The 10,096-nt window shown below is 71.0% G+C and carries 11 protein-coding genes; 3 read left to right on the forward strand and 8 right to left on the reverse strand.

The genetic code is table 11. The features are described 5' to 3' along the window. On the reverse strand, positions 1–393 hold a 393-nt coding region (locus V7004_RS13660; protein WP_334144655.1), incomplete at its 3' end, for an ROK family protein. Positions 394–520: 127 nt separating this feature from the next. On the opposite strand from V7004_RS13660, the gene V7004_RS13665 reads away from it, so the two are divergent. From V7004_RS13665 to V7004_RS13675, 3 genes are read left to right on the forward strand one after another with little or no spacing between them, the layout of a single operon-like run. After that, positions 521–1,420 carry an AAA family ATPase gene (locus V7004_RS13665; RefSeq protein WP_442968069.1) on the forward strand — a complete coding sequence of 300 codons (900 nt, stop codon included), beginning with the start codon at positions 521–523 and terminating at the stop codon, positions 1,418–1,420. Between the two features lie 10 nt (positions 1,421–1,430). After that, positions 1,431–2,705 carry a DUF58 domain-containing protein gene (locus tag V7004_RS13670; RefSeq protein ID WP_334144657.1) on the forward strand — a complete coding sequence of 425 codons (1,275 nt, stop codon included), beginning with the start codon at positions 1,431–1,433 and terminating at the stop codon, positions 2,703–2,705. After that, positions 2,702–5,026 carry a transglutaminase family protein gene (locus V7004_RS13675; protein WP_334144658.1) on the forward strand — a complete coding sequence of 775 codons (2,325 nt, stop codon included), beginning with the start codon at positions 2,702–2,704 and terminating at the stop codon, positions 5,024–5,026. The genes V7004_RS13670 and V7004_RS13675 overlap by 4 nt, the downstream gene beginning before the upstream one ends. Before the next feature lie 12 nt (positions 5,027–5,038). Here V7004_RS13675 and V7004_RS13680 read toward each other — a convergent pair whose 3' ends face one another. From V7004_RS13680 to V7004_RS13710, 7 genes are all read right to left on the reverse strand, one after another. Then, a complete protein-coding gene (locus V7004_RS13680; RefSeq protein WP_334144659.1) occupies positions 5,039–5,422 on the reverse strand; it encodes a DUF3040 domain-containing protein in 384 nt (127 codons plus the stop codon). Positions 5,423–5,540: 118 nt separating this feature from the next. Then, positions 5,541–5,975 carry a CBS domain-containing protein gene (locus V7004_RS13685; protein ID WP_334144661.1) on the reverse strand — a complete coding sequence of 145 codons (435 nt, stop codon included), beginning with the start codon at positions 5,973–5,975 and terminating at the stop codon, positions 5,541–5,543. 88 nt (positions 5,976–6,063) lie between these two features. Beyond that, complete coding sequence (locus V7004_RS13690; RefSeq protein WP_334144662.1) at positions 6,064–6,549, reverse strand: NUDIX hydrolase; 486 nt, start codon at positions 6,547–6,549, stop codon at positions 6,064–6,066. Positions 6,550–6,596: 47 nt separating this feature from the next. After that, positions 6,597–7,868: a hypothetical protein gene (locus V7004_RS13695; RefSeq protein WP_334144664.1), complete on the reverse strand. Its 1,272-nt coding sequence runs from the start codon at positions 7,866–7,868 to the stop codon at positions 6,597–6,599. Positions 7,869–7,936: 68 nt separating this feature from the next. Beyond that, positions 7,937–8,377 carry a cupredoxin domain-containing protein gene (locus tag V7004_RS13700; protein WP_334144666.1) on the reverse strand — a complete coding sequence of 147 codons (441 nt, stop codon included), beginning with the start codon at positions 8,375–8,377 and terminating at the stop codon, positions 7,937–7,939. An 18-nt stretch (positions 8,378–8,395) separates the two neighbouring features. Further along, entirely contained in the window at positions 8,396–9,337 is a 942-nt protein-coding gene (locus tag V7004_RS13705) for a helix-turn-helix domain-containing protein (protein ID WP_334144667.1), read from the reverse strand. A 93-nt stretch (positions 9,338–9,430) separates the two neighbouring features. Beyond that, positions 9,431–10,096, reverse strand: a 666-nt coding sequence (locus V7004_RS13710; protein WP_334144669.1) for a polyprenol monophosphomannose synthase, incomplete at its 5' end; no start/stop codon positions are given.

Raw genomic sequence — 10,096 nt, forward strand, 5'->3', positions numbered from 1 at the left:
GTTCCCGACCCCCGATGCCGCCCCCCGCCATCCTTCAGCGAGCGCCAGCGCCTTGGCGTCGTTGTCGATCCACACATCGAGGCCGGTCAGCTCCGACAGGCGCTCACGCAGGGGGAACTCTCGCCACACCGGGATGTTCAGCGGTGACACCGTCACGCCCCCGGGCGCCATCGGACCACCGCAGCCCACGCCGCAGACGCGCACGTCATGACCGCTGCCCCGCCAGCCGAGGCGATCGAGCAGGGCCACCAGCGCCTCGAAGAGCTCCTCCGGGCCGGCATGCCCGGCGGTGGCCATCTGCTCACGGGACAGGATCGCTCCGTCACGGTCGACCAGCCCCACGGCGATCTTCGTGCCCCCGATGTCGATCGCGAGCGCCGCCGGTCCCGTCATCGCCGCGACGGTAGCTGCCGCCTAACCTGACATCTGAGCACGCGACCCCACAGGAGCGACGTTGGCGACACAGGAGACCGCCCGCACGGCCACCTTCGCCGAGCTGTTCGAGGCCATCTCGGCGAACATGCAACAGGCCATCCAGGGCAAGGCCGACGTGGTGGACCTGGTGCTGCTCTGCCTGGTCTCGGAGGGTCACCTGCTCATCGAGGACGTGCCCGGGGTGGGCAAGACCAGCCTGGCCAAGGCGCTGGCCCGCTCCATCGACTGCTCCTTCGGGCGAGTGCAGTTCACCCCGGACCTGCTGCCCTCCGACGTCGTCGGGGTGACCGTCTGGAACCGGTCGGACAGCCGGTTCGAGTTCCGGCCCGGCCCGATCTTCGCCTCCATCGTGCTCGGTGACGAGATCAACCGGGCCTCGCCCAAGACCCAGTCCGCGATGCTCGAAGCCATGGCCGAGGGCCAGGTCACGGTGGACAACGTCACCTACCCACTCGGTCCACCGTTCATGGTGATCGCCACCCAGAACCCGATCGAGCACGAGGGCACCTACCCGCTGCCCGAGAGCCAGCTCGACCGGTTCCTCATGCGGGTGTCGGTCGGCTATCCGAGCCGCGAAGCCGAGCTCGAGGTTCTCGACACCCACGGCGACCACAACCCGCTCGATCAGGTCGGACCGGTCGCCACCCGGCGTGACGTCGAAGCCATGATCGATGCGGTGCGCACGGTGCACGTGGCACCGAGCATCAAGGCCTACCTGGTGGAGCTGGCCAACGCGTCCCGCCGCCACCACCACCTGGCCCTCGGCATGTCACCCCGGGCCACACTCAGCCTCCAGCGGGTGGCCCGGGCCCGGGCGCTGGCGGGCGGTCGCGCGTACGTCGTCCCCGACGACGTGAAAGCCCTCGCCGAGCCCGTGCTGGCCCACCGCCTGCTGGTCACCCCGGAGGCACAGCTGCAAGGCATCAGCTCGGCCGACGCCTTGGCGGAGCTGCTGGCCCACGTCCCCGTCCCGACGAGCGGCTGAGCACCTGCCGATGCTCACCCGCCGCGGCTGGCTCACCCTGCTCGCAGCGGGGCTCAGCGCCGTCGGCGGGCGGTTGTCGGGCGCCGAGGAGCTCTACGTGCTGGCCGCGATGCTCGGGGTCCTGGTCGCGGGTGCCGCCGCCTACGCCAGGCTCACCCCGCTGGCCATCGAAGTCACCAGGGAGTTGCACCCCTCGCGGGTCCACGCCGGCTCGCCGAGCCGGGTCGAGCTCGTGGTCACCAACCGAGGCCGGAGGCGCTCGCCGCTGCTCGACCTGCACGACGCCGTATCCGGCACCCGCGGTGCGAACCTCGTCGTGCCGCCACTTCCCCCCACCGGCGCGGCACGCGCCGCCTACCGGCTCCCGACGGAGCGGCGGGGCATCCTCACCATCGGACCTTTGGAGGTCGTGCTGTCAGACCCCTTCGGGCTCACCTCGATCGCCACCCGGGCCTCCGAGGTCACCCAGCTCACCGTGTATCCCCACGTGGATCAGATCAAACCGGTGCCCCAGACCACCGGCAACGACCCGATGGCGGGCGCCGAGCACCCGAACGCGCTCGGCCGCGGCGGCGAAGACTTCTATGCGCTGCGGCCCTACGTCGTCGGCGACGACCTGCGGCGGGTGCACTGGCCATCGACCGCTCGCCACGACGAGCTCATGGTCCGCCAGGACGAGTTGCCCTGGCAGGGGCGGGCCACGGTGCTGCTCGACGTGCGGAGCGCGACCAACACCGCCGAGTCGCTCGAGCTGGTGGTGTCGGCCGCGGCCAGCATCGTCACCGCCAGCAGCGGGCGCCAGGACCTCGTGCGGCTGCTGTCCACCGACGGTAGCGATTCGGGGTTCGCCGCAGGGCATGCGCACGTGGAGTCGATGCTCGAATACCTCGCCAGTGTGGAGATGACCAACGAGGCGAACTACCGCCGGGTCCTCGACCGCCTGGCCCGCTCGTCGGGCGGCGGGGCACTGGTGGTGGTGGTCGCGCTGGCCCCACCCGAGGACCTCGACCGCCTCACCCGCCTCCGCGGTCGCTTCGGCTCCGTCACCATCGTGAGCTTCGAACCGTCATCGTGGGGTGGCACCGAGCCGGACAGCCACCCGGCGCTGCTCCCCCGATCCGGCAGCACCCTCGTCCGGGTCAGCGCGGACCAGTCCTTCGCCGAGGCCTGGAACCGCGCCGTGCGCGCCCGGCGTCAGGAGCCAGGTCGGTGGCGTGCCACCGAGCGCGGCCACGCCGACGAGGATCCGGACCGATGGGCTCCTCACGAACGGATCCTACGGTGAGTGCCCCGACCAGCCGCCCGGCCCACCTGCCGCTCGCGGAGCTCGCGCTCGCCGGGGTCACCCTGGCAGTGATCTTCGGCTTCGCTCGCCTGTTCCAGGGCTGGTCGTTCTTCTGGCCGCTCGTGGCCGTGGGCGCGTACGCGCACCTCGCCACGATGACCTTGCGCCGCCGGGGTGCGGGAGTCGCGACCTCGGCTGTCGTGTCGCTCGCCGGGTTCCTCCTCCTCGCCGGAGCGATCTGGTTCGCCGAGACCACGACCTTCCTGCTTCCCACCAGCCGCACGATGGAGGTGGTGTCAGCAGAGTTGGGTGAATCCTGGGCCGCCTTCCAGCAGCTCACCGCCCCGGTGCCCGGACGCAGCGGCTTCCTGCTGGCGTGCGGCCTGGCCATCTTCGTAGCCGTGTTCCTCGCGGACTGGGCTGCGTTCCGGCTGTGGTCCCCCATCGAGGCGATCGTGCCGGCGACCACCCTCTTCGTGTTCGGGGCGCTGCTCGGCGCCGATCAGCAGCGGACCACCAGCGCCGTCGCGTTCGGCCTCGCCGTGCTGCTGTTCGTGCTGGCCCACCGGGTCGCCCGGCTCGAGCGGCGCCCGGGCTGGCTCACCAGCGACGATGACCGCGGCAGCCGGTGGCTCCTGCGCTCGGGCGGGGCCCTGGTCGCGGCCGCGGTGCTGGCCGGAGTGGTGATCGGGCCGCGCCTGCCCGGGGCGACCGCCCCGGCGCTCATCGACTGGCGGGCGGGCGACGGCGGGCCGTCGTCCCGAGTCACCGTCAGCCCCCTGGTCGACATCCGCCAGCGGCTGGTCGACCAGCGTGACCTCGTCGTGTTCGCCGTCGAAGCGGATCGCAAGGCCTACTGGCGACTGACATCCCTCGACACGTTCGACGGCCAGATCTGGCGCTCAGGGGGCCGCTACCGCGAAGCGAGCGGTGCCCTGCCGGCACAGCTCCCGGCGGAGGTGACCTCCGCCCCGGTGCGGCAGCGGTTCTCCATCCTCGGTTTGTCGGCGCTCTGGCTACCCGCCGCCTACCAGCCGGTGGCCGTCGACGCCGAGGCCCGCGTGCGCTACCAACCGGACTCGGCCACCCTCATCGTCGACACCGCCTATCCCAGCTCGGACGATCTCCGCTACGAGGTGGTCTCGGAGATCCCCGAGCCCACCCCGGAGCAGCTCGACCGGCCCGCTGAGCCGATCCCGGCGGAGCTCGCGGGGTACCTCGAGCTACCCAGCGGGTTCAGCCGGAAGGCGCAGCGACTCGCCAGAGAGGCAGTCGCCACGGCCGGTGCGACCACGCCCTACCAACAGGCGATGGCCCTGCAGGCGTTCTTCCGTGACGAGGGCGTCTTCGCCACCGACGACCACCGGTTCGTCTACGACCTCTCCCCCGCACCGGGCCACGGCGACGACGCGATCGACGCGTTCCTCGACAGCGGCCGGGGCTACTGCGAGCAGTTCGCAGGCACCTACGCCGCCATGGCCCGCTCCATCGGTCTACCGGCGCGCGTCGCGGTGGGGTTCACCTGGGGCGAGCAGGATCCGTCGAACCCGAACCTCTACCTCGTCCGGGGCCGCTTCGCCCACGCCTGGCCCGAGGTGTGGCTCGGCGAGCAGGTGGGGTGGGTCGCCTTCGAGCCGACCCCGGGCCGGGGAGCGCCGGGGATGGGCTATGCCGGGATCCGGCCGGCGCAAGCGGACGGCGAGAGCCCCGAGCCCACCACCTCCACGACCACGCCCGTCGCCACCACCGACCCGACCATCCCGCAGGTGAGCCAGCCTGACGAGCGGCTCTCACCCGAGGACCTGGCGGCCCTCCAGCAGCCGGGCTCCACCGACTCACCGAGCCCCTCCAGCCCGTCGCCGTGGACCGAGCCTCTCGCCTACGCCAGGCACCACCCCGCTCGGGCCGCGCTGGCCCTGGCCACCCTCACCGGGCTGTACGCCATCGGCATGGCCGGCACGGCTGCCCTCCGTCGGCGGAGGAGGCTGGCCGCGGCTCGCGACCCCAATGCGAGGGTGCGACTGGCATGGCGGGACCTCAGCGTGCAGCTGCGCCGCCTGGGCATCGTCCGCCGACCGACGGAGACCTCGAACGAGTTCGCGACCCGCGCTGCCGCGGCGCTGCCCGAACATGCCACCGCGATCATCGCGTTGGCTGCGGACGCGGATGCCGCCACCTTCTCCACCCTCGCCCTCGATCAGTCGCGCCCCGAGCGCGCCGAGCTGCTCGTGGCGAACCTTGCCCGTACGGTCTCCCGGCGCTTGCCCCGGCATCGGGCCGTGCTCGACCGGCTCGACCCGCGGCTCGCACTGCGTTCCTGAGGGAGGCCGTGGTCAGTCGTCGCGGCGGAAGCGATCGCGCATGCGCTGGTTCGCATTACCGAACGCGTCACGCAGGCCGGCCGCGCGCATCGACTGGGTGATCTGTTGCAAGCCGGCTTTCCCCATGCGCCGGGCGTTGCGTTCGATGGCCAGCGCGCACAGCAGCATCACGACGAACCCGGCGAACGCCAGCAGGAAATGGGTCGCCAGCGTGAGCACCAGCATCAACGTGCCCGCCACGAAGCCGAGCACCGCCCACTTCAGGTTCCGAGCGGCGTGGGTGTAGACCGTGGTGTCCGCGATGTCGCGGGCCAGAGCGGGATCGCTCTCGTAGAGCTGCTGCTCGATCTCGCTGAGGATCCGCTGCTCGTCCTCGGAAAGCGGCACCGCTTCCACCCCCCTTCCATGCTCAGACCGGGGCTCCGGTGTCGGGCAATCTTCCCACAGGTTCCGGGTGGCCTCAACGCGGACCCCCCCCCGTCACCTGTCCGTGCCGCAGGCGGCGTTCGCGCTGCTACCGCCCGCTGTGGATGTAGTCGTGGAGGGCTCGGGCTTCCGTCTGCAGCTCGTCGACCCGCCGGCTGACCACGTCGCCGATGCTCACGATCCCCACCAGCTCACCCCCCTCCACCACCGGCAGATGACGGAACCGCCGTTCGGTCATGACGGCCATGAGCGAGTCGATGGTGTCATCGAGCCGGCAGGTGTGAACCCCGCTCGTCATGAGCGACGACACAGGCTGCTCAAGCGAAGCAGGCCCCTCCTCGGCCACCCCCCGGACGATGTCCCGCTCGGAGAGGATGCCCCGGATCGTCCGGCCATCGTCGGACACCACCAGGGCGCCGATGCCGTGGCGGGACAGCTCCCGGGCTGCCTCCCTGACGGGCGCCCCGCTCGGGATGGTGGCCACCCAGCGACCCTTGCGGTGCAGGATGTTGCGGACCAGCATGCGAGTCACCCCCCGTGCTCGCCGGACCTCTCAGCTCCAGTGTGCCAGCTCTGTCCAGAACCCGCTCAGGTCATCGCGGGGCCGGAGATCACCGTCTCGTGACCATCAGCGAGCGGGGATCGGTTCCGCGTACCTGATACCCGAAGGTGCGGGTGTCCGCCCAGCGCTCCTCGATCCACGCCCCGAGCGGTTCCACCACCCACCGGTGCCCGCCCCGGAGCCGCTCGCCGCACGCGAGCGGGTCCACGAAGCAGGCATCCACCACGATCCCGTCGGGGTCGTCCACCCGGAGCTCACCCTCATACTCCGCGGCGAGCCACGCTTCCACCCGGAGCCGCCAACCGAGGCCGGGCGCTTCAGCGTCCACCGCGTAGCGAGGCCCCACCCACCGGGTTACCGAGAGGCCGGTCTCCTCCTCTACCTCCCGAGTCAGGCCGGCCAGCAGCTCTTCACCTTCGTCGATCACCCCGCCGGGGGGTGTCCAGTCGAGCCATCCGTTGCGGCGCCGGTTGCACACCAGCAACAGCCCCCCGGGGCCCTCGATCAGCGCGCCACCGACCAGCCACTCACGCACGGCCTGCATTGTGCCCGCTCGAGCCCCCGACGCACCCGAGGCCGTGCTCAGTCCTTGCCTGGTGGTAAGGCGATCGCCTCCACGTCGACGTCGATGACGATATCGGTGGCAGGCCGGGCCGGGGCCGTCGCGGCATCGGGCATGTTCGGTTGCGGGGGCGGCGCGACCACGCTCTTGTAGTCGACGCCGGGAGGACCCATCGCCAGCTTGTCGAGGTCGATGTCCGGCAGGTCTTTGCCGCCGGGCGCCCCGCAGGGCGCGACCTGCTCGATGTCGGCGGGGAAGCTGGTGAGGTAGTCGTTGTCGGCGAAGCAGTTCCCCTGGACCCCCTGGCTGGAGTCGGCGAGCCAGAGCACCAGGTCACCGATACCGGTCGCCCCCCGGGCGATGTTCCCCACCACACGGTTGCCGATGGCCTCGAACGGCGGCAGCCCGGGGTCACGGAAGGGCCACAGGATCACCGCGATGTTGCCCCGCAGGTTCCCTTCGACCCGGTTCTTGGTGACCAGGTTCTCCACGCCGCCCGTGACGATGATGCCGGTGCCCGATGCCAGCCGGTAGGTGTCGTTGTTGATCGGCACCTCCGGGTTGTTGTTGTCGTGGACGTAGTTGCCGGCGATCACCATGTGGCCCTGCGGAGCGAGCTTCTCGCTGTCCTGGCTGTTCGGCACGATGCCGATCATGTTGTTCCGCCACTCGGAGTTGATCAGGTACAGATTGGTGCTGGAGTTGGTGCCGGAGTAGCCGAGCATGTTGTTCTCGGCCAGCACGTCACGGATGATCGCGTCGCAGGGGTTGCACTGCCCGATGTAGAAGGCGGAGTCCGGGTGCCCGGACCCGTAGGAGTGCTCGATGATCCCGAGCCGGGCGTTGAACGCGTAGATCCCGTAGTCGCCGTTGTTGTACGCGGTGACGTAGCTGGCCCGGTACCCCGTGAGCACATAGTCGCTGTCGTAGTCGCCGGTGAAGAACAAGCCGTTGCCAGTGTTGTTGCGGACGGTGAGGTTCTCGACCGCCACACCGTCGGCGAACACTTTGATCCCGTTGTCGCGGGTGAACTCACCGTCGATGATCACCTCGTTGCGGTCCAGGCCGCGGATCACGATGTCCTCGGTCTGCACCACCACCCCTTCGTGATAAACGCCCGGTGAGATGAGCACCAGGTCGCCGGGCTGCGCGGCGTCCACCGCGGCCTGGATCGTGGGATGGTCCTGGGGCACCCGCAGCACCGCTCCGCTGGCCGCCGGCTCGGAGGTACCGGTGCTCCCTCCGGTCGAGCTCGACGAGCAGCCCAGCGCCAGCAGCGCCACGGCCAACACGGCCGCCAACCTCGACAGATGCGTCCTGTCCCTCATTGCTCCCCACCCCCGTGTCGTGCGTGGGGACACTACAGGCCTTCGTCCCCCACCACGATGACCCCCCGCTGGCCGCGGGTCGCCGTGCCGTGGATCGAGCAGTAGTACCGGTAGACACCTGGTACCGAGAAGGTGCGGCTGGCGCTGGCTTTCGGATCGAGCGACCCGGTCGGAACCGGTTCGAAGCGACCCTCCTCTGCGGGCATGACGTTGTGGGTGTTCTGGCCGGTGTTGGTCCAGGTCACGGTCGAGCCGGGATCGATACGCACGGCGCGAGGTTCGAAGACGTTGTCGGCGACCTCGACGGTCACGTCCGCCGCGCCCCGGCGATCGAGGGCGCGGTCCACGGCCAGATCGCCCCCGAGCGGGTCCGCGGTCCCTGCGCTGCCCTGCTCGCTCGCATCGGCGCCGCAACCCGCGAGGACGGCGGCCGCGACGAGGACCACGAGCAGGTGACGGAACCGCCGGAGCACGGGCGGATCGTACCGGGGTTAGGGCTGCTGGTCGGAGTTCTCGATGGTCTGCGCCTCGCCGAGGCGCACTTCGCCCGGCTTCAGGTCCCCGACAGGGCCCTCCTGGACCAGCCACGTGGTGGTGGTCGTGGCATCCGGCAGGATGGCCTCAGGCGAGGTGGCCGTGGCGGGCTGCCGGGGCCCCTGGCGGACCGATCCGTCGGGGCCGCGCTCGGCGACCTGCGGCACGCCGAGGTTGACCGCCCCGGGTGGCAGTTGATCGACCGGGATACCTTCCCCGATCACCACCACCGGCTGCTCCTCGGACAGCGGGGCCGGCTCTGCGGCCGGGCCGACCTCCACGGTGGGATCGCTCGGGGGATCGCTGGCGACGGCTCGAACCACGAGGAGGCCGCCGGCGGCTGTGGCGGCCAACGCCACGCCGATCGCTGGGAGGAGCAGGCGCGAACGGAGACCTCGGGCCCGCTCGCGGACCGCGCCGTCGGCATCGACCATCAGGTCGTGCAGGCGCCGCTCGACCTCGGGTCGAGCCAACTCGAGCGCCCGCGAGAGCACCGCGATGTCGGCGTCCCGCAGGACGAGCGGGGTCCCGGGCACCGCGTGGCGTAGCGTGTAGACGAGCGAGAGGTAGGTGGCGAGCACCTCGTCGGCGGTCGGCGCCTCACCGGCCAGCGTTCGCACCTGGCCTCCCGCCGCGAGCTGGTGGTCGGACAGATCCACGACGAGCTCGCCCCTCGGCGGGACGAGCTTCGCCTCGTCGATGCCGTAGGCCCGCAGCACCGCACTGACCTCCGCCTCGGTGAGAGCCCGCTCGCCTGCTTCCACCCGTGCGAGCTCGCTCGGGCTGAACCGGGAGCGCTCCGCCACGTCGGCGAGCGTCAGCGCGCGCTGCTGTCGGGTCGCACGGAGCAACGCGCCGAGGCGCTCGGGCGGGATGACGGAGAGCGTCGAGGCGGTCACGGCCCCAGTATGAGCCACGGCAGCCGTCCACGGAAGCCTCCGGCCACGGGACCTTCGTCAAATCCTCGGCCGCCCATATACGCTTCGTGCCCTTCAGACCGCGGAGGGTGCATTTCGCCGCCGGAGGAGCCTGGCCAGCGGCCGGAGCACGCGGTCCCGCAGCGCCCACCACGTCACCAACAGCAAAGCCTCGAACACGATCCGCGAGGACATCTTCGAGGTGCCACGCTGGCGGTCACCGAAGGTGATCGGAACCTCCACGATACGCCCGCCGTTGCGCATGACCTGGTAGGCCATCTCGATCTGGAAGCCGTACCCGTCGGCCTTGATCGAGTCCAGGTCGATCCGGGCCAGGGCATCGGCCCCGTAGGCACGGAACCCCGCCGTCGAGTCGCGCACCGGCATCCCGAGCACGATCGAGGCGTACCGGTTACCCCCCTGGGAGATGAAGCGTCGGGACCACGTCCAGCCCGGAACCTGGCCACCGGGGACGTACCGGGAGCCGATGGCGAGGTCGGCTCCGTCGCGGACCGTGTGGATCAGCGCCGGGAGCATCGCCGGGTCGTGCTGGAGGTCGGAGTCCATCTCGACCATCACCCCGTAGCCGTGCTCCAACCCGTGCCGGAACCCGGCCCGGTACGCGGAGCCGAGCCCCTGCTTGCCCGCCCGCCGCATGACGGACACCCCTCCCTGCTCCGCGCCCCCCGCCTCGGCCAGATCAGCAGTACCGTCGGGGCTCCCGTCGTCGACCACCAGCAC

This window comes from Rhabdothermincola sp., from assembly GCF_036846205.1.
Lineage (GTDB): Bacteria > Actinomycetota > Acidimicrobiia > Acidimicrobiales > Acidimicrobilacustridaceae > Rhabdothermincola.